This window comes from Paenibacillus sp. FSL F4-0236 (assembly GCF_038000135.1).
GTDB lineage: Bacteria > Bacillota > Bacilli > Paenibacillales > Paenibacillaceae > Paenibacillus_AQ.
Window position 1 is genome coordinate 890,684 of record NZ_JBBOBK010000001.1, and the last position, 20,417, is coordinate 911,100.

The window sequence follows — 20,417 nt, forward strand, 5'->3', positions numbered from 1 at the left end:
TTTTCCTCCAGGGTTAGTGATGTTAAAATAGCACACTATTTTTGCGAACACAATAGAAGAAATATATACATATTATTGTTAACATTTTAATACGAGAAGTTAAAATAGCACATTTGCGGAGGCGAAAATATGCAACTTGTCAATCTAAACGGAAAATGGGAAATGAAACGGCTTCATGAACCGAAATGGCTGGAAGCCAGCGTGCCAGGCTCTGTCTACCATGATTTGTTGAATGCCGGTGAAATGCCAGATCCGTTCTACCGCGAGCAGGAGTATGAGGTTCTGGAACTGTCCAATTACGATTACGAATATAAGCGTAGTTTTCAGCTGGAAGCAGGCGTACTAGAGCATGACCGAGTATTTCTGCTGTGTGAAGGGCTCGATACGCTTTGTGAGCTTTCCCTGAATGGAACTAATATTCTGAACAGTGACAATATGCACCGGACGTATGAAGTAGATATCAAGGCTGTATTAACGCCTGGTGATAATACTATCCACGCCATTTTTCGCTCCCCAGTAGAATTCACTTTACGGAAGCAAGCAGAATTGCCACTCAGTGGATGTGCTGATGCGGTAGAGGGGATATCGCATCTGCGCAAAGCGCACTCCATGTTCGGCTGGGACTGGGGTCCAAAGTTACCCGATCTAGGAATCTGGCGTAGTCTCTCTATTCAGGGTTACAACAGTGCTCGCCTTGATGATGTTTATATTACGCAATTCCATGAGAAGGATAAGGTCATGCTGGATGTTCGAGTTAGAACAGAGAGCTGGCAAGCGGCTGATCGAGAAATTGTGGTTAAAGTTCACACACCAGCGGGTCTGTGCATTGAGCATCGTGTGTCTGAAATGATTGGGACGGATCAACATATTGCACTGGAAATTATGGAGCCAGAGCTGTGGTGGCCGAATAATCTCGGTGCTCAGCCACTGTATAACGTAGAGGTTGTAATTGAGGAAAAGTCACAGGAGTTAGATCGTAGAGAATTGCGGATTGGACTTAGAACTATTACTGTGAAGCAGGAAGAAGATCAGTGGGGAGAATCGTTTGCTTTTGAAGTCAACGGTGTGCTCATTTTCTCTACAGGTGCCGACTATATTCTGGAAGATAATCTTCTACCTCGCGTGACTAGGGAGCGCACGGATCGCTTGCTCCAAAGCTGTGTCGCTGCCAATTTCAATACGATTCGCGTATGGGGTGGCGGGTATTACCCGGATGATTATTTCTATGATCTCTGCGATGAATATGGCCTCATTGTCTGGCAGGATCATCTGTATGCCTGCGGCATTTATGCTCTGACGGAAGCCTTCGAGGAGAATATCACTCACGAGACCATCGATAACATGAAACGTCTTCGCCATCATGCTTCGCTAGGCTTGTGGTGCGGCAACAACGAGCAGGAGCTGGCTTGGGACGAATGGGACTGGGAGAAGCATTACTCACTGCAGCTTAAGGCAGATTATATTAAGCAATATGAGGTGCTTCTACCGGCAATCGCTAAAGAAATTGATCCGAATACCTTCTACTGGCGTGCTTCACCATCCTCCAAAGGTAGCTTTGACAAGCCAAATGACGAGAATTACGGAGATATGCATTATTGGGGAGTCTGGCATGGGAAGGAACCGTTTACCGATTACCGGAAGCTATATCCGCGCTATATGTCTGAATTCGGGTTACAGTCGTTTCCGGGCCTGAAGACCATCGAGTCGTTCACGCTGCCGGAGGATCGCAATATCTTCTCTTATGTCATGGAGTCCCATCAGAAGAACAATACCGGGAATGAGAAAATTCTCTATTATATTGGGGAGACCTACAAATATCCGAAAGATTTTGATTCTGTATTGTATGCCTCACAGCTGATCCAAGCAGAAGGGATGCGTTGCGGCGTTGAGCACTGGCGTAGACATAGAGGTCGCTGCATGGGTGCATTGTACTGGCAGTTGAATGACTGCTGGCCGGTAGCTTCTTGGTCCAGTATCGACTATTATGGCCGGTGGAAGGCTATGCATTATGCGGCTAAACATTTCTTCGCGCCGATTCTTGTTTCTGCCCATGACGAAGGAACGAAGGTCTCCCTTCATGTCTCTAACGAAAGCAGAGAACGAGTTATTGGTGAACTGAGTTGGAGACTGCTTACTACGACATCGGAGGTCTTGCTGGAAGGCACAAAGCCAGTGGAGATTGCCGCGTTAAGTACTGCTGAGTTCGAACAGCTTGATTTCGGCCACATACTGGATACGAAAGGGAAGAAACGTGAGACTTATCTGGAATATTCTTTTGAGGTAGAGAGCGAGACAAAGAGTGGCGGCACGGTCCTGTTTGTTAAGCCGAAGCATTTTAGCTTCGTTGACCCTGAGCTTGAAGCTATGCTTACCGAGGAAGAAGAAAAATTTGTCATTACCGTGAAGGCTAAGACGTATGCTCGTTTTGTCGGCCTAGACTTCAAGGAGAGAGATGCCATCTTCAGCGACAACTATTTTGATATGTCGGGTGGTACAACTAGGACCATTACCATCGCTAAAAAAGATCTCGACAAGCCAGCTACGGTGGAAGAACTTCGTGCACAGCTTACTGTACGTTCCGTATTTGATATTTAATTAGGAAGATTCACAGGAAGTAGGCCCTTATCTTGGGGCCTCTTTTTTTATGTATTTTTTTTACTATAGCCGCTAATAATCATTTATTGTTCTGCAAAGCTTAATAACATGAAATTGAATTTTTTATAGATCAATATTTTACTACTTAAGGTATAGATATTAAGATTGTATCCCCTTCCAATTATCTTTAAAATAGACTTCAAACAACAAGATAAATTAAGTCAGTTATATTACAACAAGATCTGATAAGAAGAGTAGGAGGATATTATGAGCATTTATTATGATGACAGCCGCAAGGTGTTTCATTTACAGTCTGAGCAGTCCAGCTACGTTATTGAAGTCGTTAGAGGTGAGCTTCCAGCGCATATCTATTGGGGTCCTAAATTAGAAGGAATAGTGCAGCCGCTGAATTTGGTGGAACGTTGCTCCTTTAGCCCGACCTATACGATGGAGGACAAGAGGATTTCCCTCGACACTATTCCAAGTGAATTTCCGTCTTATGGGAATGGTGATTTCCGGGAACCAGCGCTTGAGGTTCATTTGGTAGATGGTACGACCGTTACGGATTTCCTTTATAAGAGCTATAAGATCAATAAAGGGAAGCCTGAGTTAAAGGGATTGCCTTCCACTTATGTTGAAAGTGAAGAAGAAGCAGAGACACTGGAACTTTTTCTTCAAGATGACAAAAGCGGACTGATTGCTGTATTGAGCTACACCGTGTTTAATAATCAGGATGTGATCACACGTTCTGTGCGGATTGAGAATCAAGGTAAGGACAATGTGGTGCTGAAGCGTGTGTTAAGCGCAAATGTTGACTTCCATGATTCTGATTATGACATGCTGCAATTATCTGGTACTTGGACAAGAGAACGTCATATCCACAAAAGACCACTCGTACCTGGTATCCAGCGAATTGACAGTAAGCGCGGCGCTAGTAGCTCCCAGCAGAACCCTTTTATGGCCTTGCTTGCAAAAGATGCAACAGAGGATCACGGTGAAGTATACGGGTTCAGCCTTGTGTATAGCGGAAGCTTTCTTGCGCAAGCGGAAGTGGATCAATACGGCATTTCCAGAGTGGGCATAGGCATTCAACCGTTTAATTTTCAATGGTTGCTTGAACCGGGAGAATCCTTCCAGGCTCCTGAAGCAGTGCTGGTAAGATCCAGTCAAGGACTTGGTGGATTATCAAGAACATATCACCGTCTGTACCGGACCCGGTTATGCAGAGGTGAATTCCGTGATCGTAAGCGCCCTATTCTCATCAACAACTGGGAAGCGACCTATTTTAATTTTAACGCAGATAAAATCAAAGAAATTGCTCAAGCAGGTAAAGATCTTGGCCTTGAACTGTTTGTTCTGGATGACGGCTGGTTTGGGAAGCGAGACAATGATGATAGCTCACTCGGAGATTGGGTAGAGGATCGCCGCAAGCTTCCAGAGGGTCTCGGAAAACTCGGGGAAGACATTACGGCAATGGGCATGGAGTTCGGATTATGGTTCGAACCGGAAATGGTGTCGCCAGAAAGCGATCTTTATCGCGAGCATCCGGATTGGTGTCTTCATGTACCAGGTCACAAAAGAACGTTAGCTCGCCAGCAGCTCGTTCTGGATTTATCCCGTAAGGATGTATGTGATTATATCGTTGATTCGGTTAGCTCCGTGCTGTCATCGGCTCCGATTACTTATGTGAAATGGGATATGAACCGGAATATGACGGAGATTGGATCTGCTCTTCTGCCAGCGGAACGTCAACGCGAAACGGCTCACCGCTATATTCTCGGACTGTATGATGTGCTGGAGCGTATCGTCACCCGTTTCCCTCATATTTTGTTCGAAAGCTGCTCCGGCGGCGGCGGACGATATGATCCGGGAATGCTGTACTATATGCCACAGACCTGGACCAGTGATGATTCGGACGCGATTGAAAGATTGAAGATCCAATATGGAACAAGCATGGTGTATCCTGCAAGCTCTATGTGTGCTCACGTATCGGCTGTTCCTAACCATCAGGTGCACCGTATCACACCACTCGAAACACGCGGTCATGTTGCGATGTCTGGTAACTTTGGCTACGAACTAGACATGACCAAGCTAACTGATGATGAGCGGGAGGATATCCGGAAACAGGTTTCTGAGTACAAGGAACTGAGAATGCTGATTCAGTTCGGTGATTTCTATCGACTGCTTAGTCCATTTGAGGGGAATCAGACTGCGTGGATGTTTGTTTCGGATGATAAAAAAGAAGCTTTTGCCACGTACTTCAGAGTTCTGGCCGAGCCTAATGCACCTCTCCGCAGATTGCGGTTGAAAGGACTCGACCCAGCTAAGAACTACAAACTTGAGCTTAACGGTGAAGTGTACAGAGGGGATGAGCTGATGCACTTCGGACTCTCACTTCCACAGCTTGAGGGCGATTTCAAAAGCTTATTATTTGTACTCAAAGAGGTTTAATAAGAAAAGGAGTAAGCCACTGGCTTGCTCCTTTGTTATATGGATCAATTTTCGAAAAATACATGTTTGGTTTGGAACGCCAGATCCTGTTCGCGGTAAGTCGAAGGATTGACCCCAAAATAGGACCGGAAAACTTTTCCGAAGTAGCTGGCATTATCAAATCCGCTTTCCGTCGCAATCTGGTTGATACTCAAATCTGTTGTTTTAAGCTTGGAAGCTGCCAACTCGATCCGCCGTCTTTTTAAATACTCAAAGGGTGAAAGATTGATGTTTTTTTGAAACAGTCTGCAAAGATGATGTTTGGAAACACCAACATGAGCGGCAACATCGTCTAAGCTTAGATTATTATTATGCAGATCATCCTTCATGAATTGAATAGCGGCGTGAAGCTTGTCATTTTTTATATAGGTGGTTAACAAATTTGGTTTCTTGAGGTATTTCTCCATGGACAAGATCCACTGAAAGACTTTTCCCGTTAAAAGATGCAAATCTCTTTCTTCATGAACCTGAATGTCCTTGAATGTACTCCACAATAAATCTATCGAAACCGATTCTTGGGGGAGTTCTACAATTGGACCGCAATGAGCAGCGAGTTGGTTCCAAAGTGAAATCGCTAAAGGCCCCCGTAGATTGAGCCATAAAACTTCCCAAGGCTCGGTGCCTTCTTCCGGATAATAATACCTGTGTATGCTGGGGACAGTCACTAGAAAAGCTTTGCCCTTCGTTAACCGATGAACAACCCCATCTATTTCAATTCTACCTTCTCCCGATAATGTGTACTGAAAAATAACACAACTTCTCTCCGTCCGGTTCTGGCCGTTGAAGGAGTAGGCAGGTGAATCGAGTTGTTCCCAACCGATAGAATCAAACAGAAGCATGGAAGCTTCTTCTTCCGAGCGAAAGGTGTAGGAGGAACGGAACATTAGCAAAATTCCTTTCTAGAAAAAGCTTTTGAGTACAGATCAATAATTTACTACTGTTGTTTACTCTATCAAAGTGTAAACTTTTTTCGTTGTCTGTTCAATCTCTATTGAATACGCAAGTCTGGATACTCATTTTTTATAGCACATGGATGCAATCTAATGAACTGTGATCTCGTTCGGTCTGGATTAGATTATTCTCAGCTTTAAAAAATCAGATCCGGTATGGTGGGGGAAATTACCTCACCTTTTTTGTTGCTTAAAATTCCCGATTACGCATATAATACAAACAAGTGTTCTTATTTTTATGGAGGCGATCGCATGCAAATCAGCATCGGCCAAATAATTGAAATTATATATCAGGATAAGGCGAGAAATATCAGCCAGCGGAAAATTGAAATACACAGTATCCGTGACGGACGCATACGAGCAAGCTGTCTGACTACAGGGACGCCTCGCATGTTCTTGGTAGCAAATATTCTTTCATGGCAACCCGTGCAGGAACAACGCCATGCCTAAGAATCGCGTCATTCTACTGTCTGATTGCCAGGCATTTTACGCCTCTGTGGAGAAAGCTGCCCACCCTGAATATCGAGATAAACCTGTTGCAGTGGGGGATCCAGCAAGAATGAACGGTATTGTGTTGGCGGCCTGCCCGCTTGCTAAAGCGAAGGGGGTAACAACGGCTTCGCGTGTAGGTGAAGCTTTAGCAAAATGCCCAGAGCTAATCGTAATAAGGCCACGCATGGGGACTTACATTAAAGTATCACTCTTGATATCAGAGATTTACCGAACATATACCGATCTGGTAGAACCCTACAGTATCGATGAGCAGTTTCTGGATGTCACAGGATCTCTTGCGTATTTCGGAGGATCGCTGCAGGATATGATTCATAAAATTCAGCACCATGTTTTACTTTCGACGGGAGTCTGGACACGGGTAGGTATTGGATCTACAAAGGTTATGGCAAAGATGGCGACAGATAACTACGCCAAAAAGATGAAGGATGGGATATATGAACTTTCTTTTGACCAATTAGAGACGACCCTTTGGAAACTTCCCGTGCAGGATATGTTTATGGTAGCGGCTAGAATGACCAAGAATTTTTGGCGTATGGGTATATCCACAATTGGAGATATTGCGCGAATGGAACTGTCAGAATTTAAGCGACGAATGCGAACTACCATGGGTAAGCAAAGTGATATTCAAGCGGAATATTATTGGCAAACTGCGCGCGGGCTAGATCCTAGTCCAGTGGTCACAGGAATGCGTCATCAAATCAAATCAGTGGGACATGGTAAGGCTCTGCGCTGGAATTTATACACCAGGCATACGGATATTGAGGTTGTGCTGCTTGAGCTCGTCATTGAAGTATGCCAGCGAGCACGGCGGTATGGTTATATGGGATCGGTAGTATCTATTTCAGTTTTAGAGACGGACGGAGAGCGTTCAAATGCTTACGAGCGTCAGATGACATTGCCCGAACCAACATCACTAACCCACGAAGTAGCTGCTGCTGCGCAAAAATTATTTGCAGACAACTGGTCGGGCCTTCCCATAGGTCGATTAGCGATTTCCTTGACTAACCTATCAGATGATAGCGTCGTCCAACTTACACTCTTTGATGACAGGGTTCGGGCTTACAACAAAGAACGTGCAATCGATCAAATAAAAGCTCGTTATGGCAGTAAAGCTCTTATCAGAGCTTCATCTATGCTTGAATCCGGTGTTGCCCTAGAAAGAGCTGAACAGATTGGAGGTCACTATAAATGAGTAAACTTGAGGGTAATGAACGCTGGAAAACGAAAATGATCATGACCGAGCATGTTGAGCAGTATGAGGAACAGCAGCGTGAGAACCCAGATAAAATGATAACTATGGAGGAACGTACGATGGTTCGAGACCTCATTTTGCTTCCTTATATAGATACTATGGTTAGCAAGAGCCTGAAAGAGATCGAGCCCTCCAGCAACATTCTTAAACGTGCCTATCTGATGGCTGGTCAAGCCATTCAACGCCGGATCATGCAGGATACTTATCGGCTGCAAAAAGAGCTGAAACAGCGGAATATCAGGGTGCTGGCAGATGAACAGGAGGAATTCTTGGTGTATTACAAAATCTTTTGCCGAGGATATCAGGAACGCTTTGGATTAACTCGAGATGTTATGCGTACAGAGATAAGCTTAAGGTTGACTAAATACACAGCTGAACTCGGAGCAATATTAAAAGATCATTTGAAATAAAACAAGGCTTTGTCAGTAATTATACTGGCGTGGTCTTGTTTTATGTGAACCAGAAATTAATCCCGGAGACCTTCTGCTGATGGAATAATCGCCCAGGGATATGATAAGCTCATGTAGAGTTATCATATCCCTAAACAGAGGAGGGAAATCTATGAGCTGTTTGATCACAGGGAACACTTATTATGGATTTCAGGTTGTTAATGAGGAATTTATCCCGGAGAACGAATCCAACGTATTCACGCTGGAACATCTGAAGAGCGGCGCCAGGCTGCTGTTCGTGCAGAATCAGGATGACAACAAGGTGTTTAGTGTAAGCTTCAGGACCCCGCCTGAAGATAGTACGGGGGTCTTTCATATTTTGGAGCATTCCGTATTATGTGGTTCAGAGAAATATCCGGTCAAGGAACCTTTTGTAGAATTACTGAAAGGCTCGATGCAGACGTTCCTGAACGCATTTACGTTTGGGGATAAGACGATGTATCCAGTAGCGAGCCGGAACGATCAGGACTTCTCTAATTTGGTGGAGGTTTATCTGGATAGTGTTTTTCAACCGAATATTTATAAGCAACAAGAAATTTTTGAGCAAGAGGGCTGGCACTACGAGCTTCAGCATCCCGAAGATGAGTTAATCTATAAAGGCGTGGTTTACAACGAGATGAAAGGTTCATATTCCTCGCCGACTACGGTATTGATGGATAGAATCAAAAAGTCATTGTATCCGGACACGATTTACCGTCATTCTTCAGGTGGAGATCCACAGGAAATTCCTGCGCTAACCTATGAGCAGTTTCTCAAGGCGCACAGCAATTATTATCATCCGTCCAACAGTTATTTTTATCTCTACGGAGACGTTAATATTGAAGAGAAGCTGCAATTCATAGACCAGGAATATCTTGGGTCTTATGAACGAAACAGCTTCGATACTTCCATTGCCCTACAACAGCCCATTGGAATGACGGAGCTGGTAGCGGATTATCCGATTCTGGAAGCAGAAGCAGCCACTGATAAGACTTATTTGAGTCTAAATTATGTGATTGGAACTTCTACTGATCGGGAACTGAACCTCGCTTTTGATATTTTAAAAAGCATGCTGATGGACAGCAACGCAGCTCCGCTCAAGCAAGCCTTGCTCGAAAGCGGATTGGGCAAAGACGCGTTTGCTTTTTATTCCGACAGTATGGTTCAACCGCTGCTTGGTATTACGCTAACGCATTCCAATGCCTCCTCCAAAGATGCTTTTGTGGAGCTGGTGAAGACTACATTAAAGCGTTTGGTCCAGGACGGACTAGATGAGAAGCTGGTGCTTGCAGCGGTTAACAGTAAGGAATTTGAACTGCGGGAAGCGGACTTTAACCAGTATCCGAAGGGTCTTACTTACAATATCGAAGTGATGAAGTCCTGGCTCTATGACGGTCAGCCGACTACTCACATGCGCTATGAAGAGGTGATCACGGCCATTCGGGAAAAGCTTGCGGACCGTTATTTTGAGAAGCTGATTGAGGACTATTTGCTGAACAGTGATCATTGCAGTGTGGTGGTACTGAACCCGTCCAAGACGATCGCAGCGGAAAAGGAAGCATCCACTCAGCATCAATTGAGTGAATACAAAGCGTCACTGCAACCAGATCAGTTGGAGCAGCTTGTTCAGAGTACACAGCATCTTCTGGCGCGGCAGAGTCGTGCGGATGCAGCCGAAGATTTACAGAAGCTACCGAGCTTGTCTTTACAGGATATTAACTGCAGCGTAGAACCTCAGGTGCCGACCCATGAACAAATCCATGAGGGCATAAAGGTGATCCACCATGAGGTAGCTACCCATAAGATTGCCTACTGCAAGCTTTATTGGGATACGGGTGTTATAGCTCCTGAACGAATTCCTTATTTGGTGCTATTGGCAGAGGTACTGGGCCAAATGGAGACTGCCTCTTACGCTATTAAAGAGCTCACCAGTGAAATCGGGATGAAAACCGGGGGCATATATTTCAGGAATGAGCTCTTTGGCGCTGCAAAAGCTACGGGGGCGAGTTATCAGCCTAAATTCTCTGCGCTGGTGAAGGTGATGGCGGGGCATATTGGTGAATCACTGGACCTGCTGCGAGAGATACTCTATACAAGTGCGCTCGACAATCTGACCAAGCTGCAGGAAATCGTCCGCCGGGAAGCCTCGCAGATGGAATCGATTCTGAATCAAAGAGGGAATGAGATTGCGGCCAGCCGTCTGATGTCCTATTTCTCAAATATGGGAGCGTATCAGGAACAACAGAGCGGCGTTACTTATTATCGCTTTATCCGCGAGCTTGCCGAGACGTTCGATCAGCAGGGAGCTCAGGTGGCAGACACACTGAAGGGCATCTGTGGGGATTTGTTCAATAAAAACAATTTGATCATCAGCGTGACTGGTACGCCTGATTTGTACGAAGAATTCATAGCTAATGCAGCGAAGCTGGGTATCCAGGATCGGCCAGTAGTAAATAGGCCTAAGATTACGGCACAGGGACATGCGGACAATGAAGGATTCATGTCTTCCAGCCAGGTGCAATATGTGGTCAAGGGATACGATTTCACTAGGCTAGGATTCACATATTCAGGGAAAATGCAGGTGCTCAAGAAAATTATGAGCCTTACCTATCTGTGGAATGCCGTACGTGTGAAGGGCGGTGCGTATGGCGGGAACCTGGTTCTGCGCAGAGATGGGATAATGATGTTCACCTCCTACCGTGATCCGAATTTGCAGGAGACGCTGGAGGTTTATGATCAGGCTTATCGATTTGTTGAGGGGTATGAAGCAGATCCCGATGAGATGACCAAAGCGATCATTGGTACCTTATCTATGCTGGATCAGCCTCTTAGTCCCAGCGCACAGGGACGGCGGGCGGACCGGCATTATTTTGAACAGGTGACAGAGGCTGAACTGCAGCGAGAGCGGGATGAAATCTTGTCGACAACACCAGAAGATATCAGACAGTACACCGATTTACTTAAGGCTGTGACGGAACAGAACTATTTCACTGTAGTCGGCAATGCGTCCAAGCTGAAATCGAAAACCGCTTTATTCGGAAAGCTGGAAGAACTTGTGAAGTGAGTTTCTCTAATCGCTCCTTTTCAGTACATGTCTACGGGCATGTTCTGGAGAGGGGCGTTTTTTAATAAGGTGAACTAAAAAAACATTCTACAAAGGAACAGCGGCCGGAAGTCCAAACATTCACCGCCGTCATGTACTTACCTTAAAGGAAGAATAAAATCAGTTTATTTAGTTAGAACATTGACAGTTAGAGTTCTAACTATTATGATAATGATGTTACTTAGAGTTCTAACTAATACGAATGCGGAGGAAATAACAATGAGCAAACCCGTTGAAAACACACCATTTTCTAATTTGATTCGAGAGATCGGGATGAAACTAAAAAGTACAGCTGACGCCAGGCTGAATGAGCTAGGGCTGAATTCACAGCAAGGACGCATGATCGGTTATATTTTTGAGCATCAAGAAAAAGGTGTGATTCAAAAGGATTTGGCGGAAGTCTTTAATAGAAAAGGGGCGAGTATCACCAGCATGCTTCAAGGGTTAGAAAAGAAAGGCTATATCAAGCGTGTCACACCTGAAAATGATGAACGGCAGAAGAGCATTTTTGTTTTGGAAAAGGGCGCTCTTTTGGTCGAGGAGTTCAATGAGATTTTCTCAGGGGTAGAAGCAAGCATTACAAAAGCACTCAGTCCGGAAGAAACAGCAAACTTAAAGTCTTTACTGCAAAAAGTTAATTCAAGTCTATAAACGTTCGGAGGGTTAATCATGGAAACAGAAGTCTCCAATCAATATTATTTAGAATCGGCGCCGATCAAGAAGGCAATTGCTCATTTATCCATTCCTATGATGATCGGGATGTCTGTTGGTACCATCTATAATGTAATCAATGCTTATTTCGTTGGCTTACTCCACAATACTAGTATGCTGACTGCCATTACGCTGGGTCTACCCATTTTCACAGTCTTAATGGCCTTTGGGAATATGCTTGGCGTAGGTGGCGGAACATTTATTACAAGGCTCGCGGGGCAAAAGGATACGGAGAAGGGAAAGAAGGTTGCCGGATACACTTTTTATGGAAGCATTATAGTGGGTATTCTTATTGCTCTAATAGCGATGTTAGCGATTGATCCAATTACGCGATTACTAGGCGCAGATGCTGCTACTCTAGACTTTACTAAGGCTTATGCTTTGACCCTTTTTGCCGGTGGATTTGCCATTGTGCTTAATTTTGCCTTGGAACAGCTAGTCCGTTCCGAAGGTGCCTCCAAAGAATCGATGTACGGTATCTTTATTAGTACGGCTTTAAGTTTAATTTTTGATCCACTCTTTATTCTTGTGCTGAAATGGCATGTGGCAGGTGCTGCGTTGGCGATGGTTTTAGCGAATGTGGGTTCCGCGATTTATTATGTCTATTTTTTAGAAACGAAAAGTGAGCATTTAAGAGGATTTTTGAAGCATTTCAAGATATCTGTTCGAGATCAATTAGAAGTATACAAAATAGGTGTATCAGAGTTATTGCAATTTAGTTTTGTGATTGTGAGCACGCTTTTGTTAAATAACTTCGCGATTCAATATGGAGAGAATGTGGTTGCCGGATTTGGTGTGGCCTTAAGAATTGTGCAAGTTCCGGAGTTCTTATCAATGGGCCTATTCTTAGGTTTAATTCCACTATTTGCGTTTAACTTTGCTAGTCAAAATATGGCGAGACTTAAATCAACGATTAAACATGCTTTTGCCTATATCGGAGGTATTGCTTTTGTCTTTGTAGGTCTAGTGTTTCTGTTTAGAGGAACGATCCTGCACTTCTTCTCGAATGACCCTTCAGTGTTAAGTATGGGAACTTATATTTTGGTAGCCATGCTGATTTCTGCTTTATTTAATGGATTTACAGGTTTGTTTATGAGTATTTTTCAAGCGACAGGACAGGGAGTACCAACCAACATTATGGCCATCACACAAGGCGTATTGTTTATCCCTATGATTATCGTGTTACATTCTGTTTTTGGACTTCATGGCGTGATCTGGTCAATGACCATAACAGAAGTTATAACGAGCTTAATGGGCGTCATCTTGTTTATGATTTTTAGTAAGAAGCTGAAAAGCACGGGTGGGGATGGAAAAGGTGTTGTAGAGGTTGCGTCCGTGTAAAACGATCTTTACTTTACGTGGAAAAATAGAAATGTAGTGGATGGCGGGAGCTTGGCTCGCGCTTTTTTTGCAAATATAAGAAAGTATAAGTTTTACAATATACTTTATGTCTTATATTTCTCGCATAAACGCCTTTGGCGTCCTTATAAGGACGCCAAAGGCGTTTATACTTGGTTGTCTAGAAAACTTCGCAACTAAAGGATCGGTAAAATTAGTTCCAAAATGAACAATTCTAGTTCTTATGATTACGGCTTACTTTTTCTACAATTATGGATAAGTAAAGGAGGAGAACTATGATACGAAAATTTCATCTTAAAATGGATACGCGCGAAGCAATCGCTGGGTATTTATTCGTCGCTCCACTGATGTTGGGGCTGATCATCTTGACGTTGATCCCAGTGCTGGGCTCACTGCTGTTAAGCTTCACGAACTGGAACTTTGTAGCTGGGTTAGGGGGGATTAAGTTTGCGGGTGTGGATAATTTCATAAGACTGTTTCATGATGATGCTTTTATGAAAAGCTTGCTGAACAATCTGCTCTTTATTATCACAGTACCGGTTACGATCATCGTTGCTCTGCTGTTAGCGATCCTGATTGATAAACAGGTGTTCCTGAAGGACTTGTTTAAAGTGATTTACTTCCTTCCCTACATCTCCAGTGTAGTTGCCATCGCTATGGTTTGGCAGGTAATGTTTCATCCCTCATTAGGACCTGTCAATCAATTCCTGATGTCACTGGGGTGGAGTAATCCGCCAAAATGGTTAGCTGATATCCATTATGCTTTGCCGTCGCTTATGTTGATCCAGATTTGGATTCAGCTCGGGTACAACATTATTATTTTTATCGCTGGGTTACAGAGTATTCCGAAGGACCTTTATGAAGCAGCTGATATTGATGGGGCCAATAGCTGGCGGAAATTCCGTAATATCACGGTTCCCTGTATTTCGCCAACTACCTTTTTCCTGCTGGTTACAGGGGTCATTGGTTCATTTAAAATCTTCGATCTGATCCAAGTGCTGACACAGGGTGGACCGGCCAACTCCACGACCGTTATCGTTTATGAGCTATATGACACTGCCTTCAATCAATTGAAGACTGGTTATGCCTCTAGCATGGCACTTGTCCTGTTCCTCATCTGCCTGATCATTACAGCCCTGCAGATGTTAGCGCAAAAAAAATGGGTCAATTATTAAAGGCAGAAAGGAGAAATTACAGTGAGAAAAGAGCTTCTATCCAGAACGTTCTGGACAATCGCAATGGGACTGCTAGGTATCGCATTTCTTTTACCGTTTCTATGGATGTTATCCACGTCCTTTAAACTGGAGAAAGATGTGTTTGATTTTCCGATACAATGGCTGCCACAGCAGTGGAACCTCATTGAGAATTATAAACAAGTTTGGTCAGGTGATTTCGCTCGTTATTACGGAAATTCCATTTATATTACGCTGGCAACGACTATAATTAATGTGCTGATATGCGCACTGGCTGCTTATGGGTTCTCCAAGCTACGTTTTCCGGGTAGAGATGCGATGTTTGTAGTTGTATTGGCCCTTTACATGGTTCCTCCGCAGGCTTCGCTGGTTCCACAGTTTCTACTATTTAACTGGCTGAATCTGATTGATACGCATTTAGGATTGATCTTAATTAACAGCTTTAGTATTATCGGTGCGTTTATGCTCAAGCAATTTTTTATGGGGGTAAACAACGAGTATCTTGAATCGGCGCGGATGGATGGAGCAGGTCATTTTCGTTCTTTTCTACAAATTGCATTTCCGCTGATCCGTCCCGCTGTAGCTACTTATGCTATTCTGCGTTTTATCTGGACCTGGAACGACTATCAGTATCCACTCATTTTTTTGAAATCTAAAGAGCTGTTTACTATTCAGTTAGGTATTCGGTTGTTTGGGGACCAATACGGGGATGTTTATTCCCTCATGATGGCTGGTGCGGTATCTGCAATTCTGCCACTGCTGATTATTTTTGCTCTCGGTCAGAAGCAGGTTATTGAGGGGATTGCCCTCGGAGGCGTGAAAGGATAATAAAAGTCAAAATAGTTTCTCTTCGGTAGAATATGAGAACTTTCCTCGTCTATCCTGCATGTTAGGATGTTCTTGTAAGCAGTTACATAGCTTTGGCTGTAAAGCGAGGTATACCCAACACATTTATAGGAGGGTCTATATGAAAAAGAAATTATTATCCGTGCTTATGATCACATCTATGGCGTTGTCATTGGCCGCTTGCGGTGGAAATGCGAAAACAAATAATGCAGGAGCAACAGATGCGCCTGATGCTGGTGGAAATAAGGAGCCTGCAGCAGAGAAGGTTACGTTGAAGCTGAGTACCTGGCAGACGGAAGCCAAAGCGAAGTGGAGCACGATTATCGCAGAGTTTGAGAAGGCGCATCCCGACATTCATGTAGAAGTGGATCTACTGAATGAAAAAGGCGATTCTGTAGCCTCTATGCAGAAGCTGGATTTGATGGCCGCTGCAAGTGACCCGCTGGATATTGTCGAACTGCCGTATACCAACTATTCGCAGCGTGCAGATATCGGTGTGTTAGCACCGATGGACGAATATATTCAGAAAGAAGGGTATAAGCTCTCCGATGAATATCTAGTGGACACTACGGTCAATGGCAAAGTCTATGCGTTACCGTCATCTATGCAGCGCTGGTTCGTGCTTCTTAACAAAGAAATGCTAGATGAGGCTGGTCTGCCGGTTCCAACCGATTGGACTTGGGCGGATTTCGAAGAGTATGCCAAGAAATTGACCAAGGGTGAGGACGCAACGAAGCGTTTTGGCGCATATCTGCACAATTGGCCAGATTATTTCCAACTCCAGCTGATGAGTAAACCTGAGGATAATACTTTTCTAAAATCTGACGGAACCTCCAATGCCCTGGACCCGCAATTTAAGGCTAATCTGCAGATGATGAAGAAAATGATGTACGAAGATAAGAGTGCTACTCCTTACGAGGATATTATTTCGCAGAAGCTTGCCTACCGGAATCAGTATTTTAATGGTTTAGCAGCGATGCTTCCGATGGGTGACTGGATGGTTGCGGAATCGGGTGGAACGGATGCCATTCCAGCGACCTTCGTTACCGCGTTTGCGCCGATCCCTCGACTGGATAGTGAGAGCAAACATTACTCACCTGTTCAGCCAACCTATATGGGGATCGCTGCTAAATCCAAGCATAAGGAAGCTGCTTACACCTTTGTACGCTGGTATACCTCAGAAGGACTGGAAATTGGCGGACGTGTCTTCTCTGGCTGGGCGAAGTCGGATACGAACAAATTGGTGGATACGATTGTGAGTGGTTCTAAGGATCCATCTATGATTGATGTTGAATCCCTGAAATATACGATGGAGAATTCGGCACCTGGTGCGACGCAAGTTCCGGCTAAATATGCGGATGAAGCTAAGAACAACGTTATTCCAGAAGCGGAAATGTATCTCCTTGGCCAACAGGATCTGGATGTCACCGTTACCAATATCGATAAGAAAATTTCGGAAGTCGTTCAGAACAACAGCGGAAAGTAGGCGGAGACTGATTGTACGCTTCCCCAAGGGGGCTTATAATGTGGGGGCAGGAAAGCATTTCTGCCTCCTGCTCCAAATTTAAAACAGATATGGGGCCTGTCATCCGTGTTTAGAAAGCATCAATCACTTCGAATGAAACTTGTCTGGTCTTCAATGATTTGCGTACTGATCCCGCTAGTCTGCATTTACATGGTTACAGATTATTTAACCCGGGATCTGATTCTGGAGAAGGCCGTTGGCAGCGCAAGAGAATCTCTCAATGCGTCCAGTGCCAATATGAATGCCATTTTTGAACAAACGCTGGAGCAGTCCAATTTTGTGCTTCAGAACAGCGAAATCAGGCAGATGATGTCTGCTGTTCCAGAGTCGCTCCATTCAGCGAAAGAGATCATCCAGTATAACCGTATGTCGCGGATGCTGGATGATATGTTCGTTCTTTCAGAGTATTTGAAAGTGACGCTGATCGGTAAGAATGGATTTATTTATACGAGTTATCCTTATAGCGACTTTAATCCGAAAACCTTTTATAGCGAGCGTTGGATGTCACTATTGAAACAAACTCAGCCGATTTCGACTTTCTGGAGAGCGGAGCACGACACATACTACAACTATTCTGATAAGGGCTCAGCCAATTGGGTAACTATTGCGAGACCTATACAATCGACCTCCAGCAGCACGATCGGATATATGATTATTAACATCAATGAGCGTAAACTCCGCCCTTATCTGAACAATGACAATGGCAAAGAGATGATGCTTTTGGATGACAAGGGAACTGTAGTCTCACATGCTGATCCAGCCCGAATTGGTGAAACAATGACGTGGTGGAAAAAGGAAGGTCGGCTTGATACTGTCGAGATCAGTGGGGAGAAATTTTTGTATGTTGACCAGGAGCTGAGCAGCAACAGATGGCAGATGGTGAGCATTATCCCTATGAAGGCGGCATTGTCAAAGAATAAACAGATTTTATTTATCAGCTTAGCCGTGCAAATTCTATTCTTTACCTTCTTTTCCGTTCTCTTAACCGTTCTAATCTCTAAGCTGACTCAGCCCATCGTGAAATTAAGTGCTTTTGTAAAGCGAATAGGTCGTGGTCAATTGGACGAACGTTCGCTAATCCGTGGGAATAATGAGGCGGCACAGCTGGCCCGTACCATCGACCAAATGCTAGATCGAATCGAGTCCATGATTGAACAAATCACCTATGAGCAAACAGGGAAAAGAAAAGCTGAACTGGAAATGCTGCAGGCACAGATCAATCCGCACTTTATGTTTAATCTGTTGAATTCGATCCGGTTAAATATTCTGATGCAAGGAGACAAGGAGAACGCCGAGTTGATTGGTTCGTTGTCGTCTTTGCTCCGTATGACCTTTAACAGAGACAATGAGTTTATCCCGCTTCGTGAGGAGACAGATACGATATCTCATTATGTGACTTTGATGAATTTTCGTCATGCGAATCAGGTCAGGCTGGAAATGAATTTAGCAGACGGAACTGCTGAAGCACTGGTGCCTCGGTTTATGATTCAGCCTATGATCGAGAATGCCATCATCCATGGTTTCGAGCAGTTTGGTGGTGAGATCTTTATTGAAGCTCGTATTATTGCAACTACAGGAACCTTGGTTATCACCATTAAGGATAATGGTATCGGAATGTCACAGGAGAATTTAAAAAGACTTCGTGAAACCGCATACAGTAGTGAGCAAATTGCAGAAGAGGACAGAAAAGGATTCTCCGGCATAGGCTTACGTAATGTGGCCCAACGCCTCAGTATGATTTATGGTGCTTCATTTAAGTTGAATATATCAAGCGAACCTGATGTGGGTACGGAGATTTGTTTGGAGTTTCCACTGAACTACGGAAAGGTGGGTATAGAGAATGCTGACGGCAATTTTGGTGGATGATGACTATCCGGTTATCCGTTATTTGTCGCAAGCCGTGTCATGGAGTGAGCTCGGGATTGAACTCACCGGATGTTATTATAGCGGTCTTGAGGCTTGGGAAAAAGCACGGCAGAATCCACCGGATCTGATTATCACCGATATTGGTATGCCTAAGATGAACGGACTGGAGATGCTTGAGAAATTCAGAGCGATGAAGCCCGGAATTCGTGCGATTATTCTGTCCTGCCACAACGAGTTCAAATACGCTCAGCAGGCGCTGAAACTAAACGTAGGAGAATATATTTTAAAAGAATCACTGAATATCGAGCAGCTGGAACATGCACTCAGAACACTTGTGAAGGAAGTGGGTCTGAACAGGCAGCAGCATACCGAGATGCAGGTATATAAGCAAAAGCAATCACAAAACCGTGCTGCGCTAAAAGAAAAGTTTCTAAAAGATACATTATACCAATCTTGGGACAAGGTAGCTTGGATCGAGCAAGCCCGGTCAAACGGAATTATGATCCATGCCAAGACCTACATTCCAATGCTTATAGTGATTGACCGTCCAGAGGAAGCTTCACGGGTGCGCCGTATGAGTGAATATACGATTTCTTTTGCCGTCGAGAATATTATGCAGGAAGTGCTTGAGGCTGATCACAGTTTATTTATTTCGAGATACAGTCATAAGGAGATTGTTATTCTTTTCTGCAGCGATCAGTCTTCCAGAGACCACCAAGCGATCTATCATTCCATTCAAAATGCAGCCTCTGCGGTACAGAAATATCTCAAGCTGTCTGTCTCCTGCATATTTGGTGCTGAGGCACGCAGTCCTGAGGAAATTCGCGGAACACTGCAGCGGATGTTAAAGGAGAAGATCCAGCGGTTTTATTTTCCAGCAGCGGGCATCCACCGTTTTGAAGAGATTAGCTTTTCGCGGGATGATATTTATGCCGAATATGGAAGTCTGTACGCTGTTATTAATGATGATATTGCCCTGAGTAGGGAAACAGAGCTTCGTGTTCATGTAAAGGAATGGCGAGAATGGGTGGCAACGCAAAAGTTTCATCCAAATGAAGTTAAGGAATGTGTTCTCCGGTTGCTGATGGACTTGCAATTGAAGACGAAACAGCTGCTGCAGTCTCCATTGCCTATGGCGGAAGAAAAGCTGTTTAGCGTGGTGAGTGACATTGATACCCTCGAGCATTTGGAAGAGTGGTTAGTTCAGTACTTGGAAGAATTAGCGCGGAAAATAAGTATATTCTCTATTAAGTCCAAACGGAGCGAAGTTATTAAAGCCCAGCAGTTCGTGATCAGTCATGTAACGGAGAAAATAACGCTGGAGGACATGGCTGGACGCTTGAACTTGAATGCCAGCTATTTCAGCCGCTTGTTTAAACGGGAAACAAACCAGAATTTCATCGAATATGTAAATATGCTAAAGCTTCAGAAGGCAAAAGAGCTGCTTAATCAGTCTGGAAAGACTGTGGAAGAGATCTCCGAGTATCTGGGATATGCCAACAAAAGTTATTTTATCAAGCTGTTTAAACGGGAAATGGGCATGAGGCCTAGTGAATATGCGGCTTGGCATTGAGTTTGGATTGGAG

At 44.2% G+C, this 20,417-nt stretch carries 14 protein-coding genes; 13 read left to right on the plus strand and 1 reads right to left on the minus strand.

Annotated features, from left to right (window positions below; all coding sequences use genetic code 11):
• Window positions 1-129 precede the first annotated feature (129 nt).
• Window positions 130-2,595 carry a beta-mannosidase gene (locus NSQ29_RS04050; RefSeq protein WP_341124417.1) on the plus strand — a complete coding sequence of 822 codons (2,466 nt, stop codon included), beginning with the start codon at window positions 130-132 and terminating at the stop codon, window positions 2,593-2,595.
• Window positions 2,596-2,862: 267 nt separating this feature from the next.
• The gene (locus tag NSQ29_RS04055) at window positions 2,863-5,046 is read left to right on the plus strand and encodes an alpha-galactosidase (RefSeq protein WP_341124418.1); all 2,184 of its coding nucleotides are present in this window, start codon (window positions 2,863-2,865) and stop codon (window positions 5,044-5,046) included.
• A 44-nt stretch (window positions 5,047-5,090) separates the two neighbouring features.
• On the opposite strand, the gene NSQ29_RS04060 is transcribed toward NSQ29_RS04055, so the two are convergent.
• Window positions 5,091-5,969: a helix-turn-helix transcriptional regulator gene (locus NSQ29_RS04060; RefSeq protein ID WP_042190729.1), complete on the minus strand. Its 879-nt coding sequence runs from the start codon at window positions 5,967-5,969 to the stop codon at window positions 5,091-5,093.
• A 318-nt stretch (window positions 5,970-6,287) separates the two neighbouring features.
• Between NSQ29_RS04060 and NSQ29_RS04065 the strand changes: the two genes are divergently transcribed.
• The 11 genes from NSQ29_RS04065 (at window position 6,288) to NSQ29_RS04115 (ending at window position 20,404) form a co-directional block, all read left to right on the plus strand.
• The gene (locus NSQ29_RS04065) at window positions 6,288-6,485 is read left to right on the plus strand and encodes a hypothetical protein (RefSeq protein WP_341124419.1); all 198 of its coding nucleotides are present in this window, start codon (window positions 6,288-6,290) and stop codon (window positions 6,483-6,485) included.
• Entirely contained in the window at window positions 6,478-7,740 is a 1,263-nt protein-coding gene (locus tag NSQ29_RS04070) for a DNA polymerase IV (RefSeq protein ID WP_341124420.1), read from the plus strand. Before NSQ29_RS04065 ends, NSQ29_RS04070 begins: the two co-directional genes overlap by 8 nt.
• Complete coding sequence (locus NSQ29_RS04075; protein WP_042190722.1) at window positions 7,737-8,210, plus strand: hypothetical protein; 474 nt, start codon at window positions 7,737-7,739, stop codon at window positions 8,208-8,210. The genes NSQ29_RS04070 and NSQ29_RS04075 overlap by 4 nt, the downstream gene beginning before the upstream one ends.
• Window positions 8,211-8,361: 151 nt before the next feature.
• Entirely contained in the window at window positions 8,362-11,292 is a 2,931-nt protein-coding gene (locus NSQ29_RS04080; protein ID WP_341124421.1) for an insulinase family protein, read from the plus strand.
• A gap of 258 nt (window positions 11,293-11,550) precedes the next feature.
• Complete coding sequence (locus tag NSQ29_RS04085) at window positions 11,551-11,982, plus strand: MarR family winged helix-turn-helix transcriptional regulator (RefSeq protein WP_042190718.1); 432 nt, start codon at window positions 11,551-11,553, stop codon at window positions 11,980-11,982.
• Between the two features lie 18 nt (window positions 11,983-12,000).
• Window positions 12,001-13,383 (plus strand): MATE family efflux transporter, encoded by a 1,383-nt coding sequence (locus tag NSQ29_RS04090; protein ID WP_341124422.1) that lies wholly within the window; start codon window positions 12,001-12,003, stop codon window positions 13,381-13,383.
• 293 nt (window positions 13,384-13,676) lie between these two features.
• Window positions 13,677-14,576, plus strand: a complete 900-nt coding sequence (locus NSQ29_RS04095; protein ID WP_042190714.1) for a carbohydrate ABC transporter permease — start codon at window positions 13,677-13,679, stop codon at window positions 14,574-14,576.
• 63 nt (window positions 14,577-14,639) lie between these two features.
• Window positions 14,640-15,422 (plus strand): carbohydrate ABC transporter permease, encoded by a 783-nt coding sequence (locus NSQ29_RS04100; RefSeq protein WP_042194330.1) that lies wholly within the window; start codon window positions 14,640-14,642, stop codon window positions 15,420-15,422.
• A gap of 139 nt (window positions 15,423-15,561) precedes the next feature.
• Window positions 15,562-16,926, plus strand: coding sequence for an ABC transporter substrate-binding protein (locus tag NSQ29_RS04105; protein ID WP_341124423.1), 1,365 nt, complete (start codon window positions 15,562-15,564; stop codon window positions 16,924-16,926).
• Window positions 16,927-17,058: 132 nt separating this feature from the next.
• A complete protein-coding gene (locus NSQ29_RS04110; protein WP_076300792.1) occupies window positions 17,059-18,831 on the plus strand; it encodes a cache domain-containing sensor histidine kinase in 1,773 nt (590 codons plus the stop codon).
• Window positions 18,806-20,404, plus strand: a complete 1,599-nt coding sequence (locus tag NSQ29_RS04115) for a response regulator transcription factor (protein ID WP_341124424.1) — start codon at window positions 18,806-18,808, stop codon at window positions 20,402-20,404. The genes NSQ29_RS04110 and NSQ29_RS04115 overlap by 26 nt, the downstream gene beginning before the upstream one ends.
• Window positions 20,405-20,417 lie beyond the last annotated feature (13 nt).

Coding starts and splice junctions, on each gene's coding strand:
- NSQ29_RS04050 (WP_341124417.1), top strand. CDS start 130: ATGCAACTTGTCAATCTAAACGGAAAATGGGAAATGAAACGGCTTCAT.
- NSQ29_RS04055 (WP_341124418.1), top strand. CDS start 2,863: ATGAGCATTTATTATGATGACAGCCGCAAGGTGTTTCATTTACAGTCT.
- NSQ29_RS04060 (WP_042190729.1), bottom strand. CDS start 5,969: ATGTTCCGTTCCTCCTACACCTTTCGCTCGGAAGAAGAAGCTTCCATG.
- NSQ29_RS04065 (WP_341124419.1), top strand. CDS start 6,288: ATGCAAATCAGCATCGGCCAAATAATTGAAATTATATATCAGGATAAG.
- NSQ29_RS04070 (WP_341124420.1), top strand. CDS start 6,478: ATGCCTAAGAATCGCGTCATTCTACTGTCTGATTGCCAGGCATTTTAC.
- NSQ29_RS04075 (WP_042190722.1), top strand. CDS start 7,737: ATGAGTAAACTTGAGGGTAATGAACGCTGGAAAACGAAAATGATCATG.
- NSQ29_RS04080 (WP_341124421.1), top strand. CDS start 8,362: ATGAGCTGTTTGATCACAGGGAACACTTATTATGGATTTCAGGTTGTT.
- NSQ29_RS04085 (WP_042190718.1), top strand. CDS start 11,551: ATGAGCAAACCCGTTGAAAACACACCATTTTCTAATTTGATTCGAGAG.
- NSQ29_RS04090 (WP_341124422.1), top strand. CDS start 12,001: ATGGAAACAGAAGTCTCCAATCAATATTATTTAGAATCGGCGCCGATC.
- NSQ29_RS04095 (WP_042190714.1), top strand. CDS start 13,677: ATGATACGAAAATTTCATCTTAAAATGGATACGCGCGAAGCAATCGCT.
- NSQ29_RS04100 (WP_042194330.1), top strand. CDS start 14,640: ATGGGACTGCTAGGTATCGCATTTCTTTTACCGTTTCTATGGATGTTA.
- NSQ29_RS04105 (WP_341124423.1), top strand. CDS start 15,562: ATGAAAAAGAAATTATTATCCGTGCTTATGATCACATCTATGGCGTTG.
- NSQ29_RS04110 (WP_076300792.1), top strand. CDS start 17,059: ATGAAACTTGTCTGGTCTTCAATGATTTGCGTACTGATCCCGCTAGTC.
- NSQ29_RS04115 (WP_341124424.1), top strand. CDS start 18,806: ATGCTGACGGCAATTTTGGTGGATGATGACTATCCGGTTATCCGTTAT.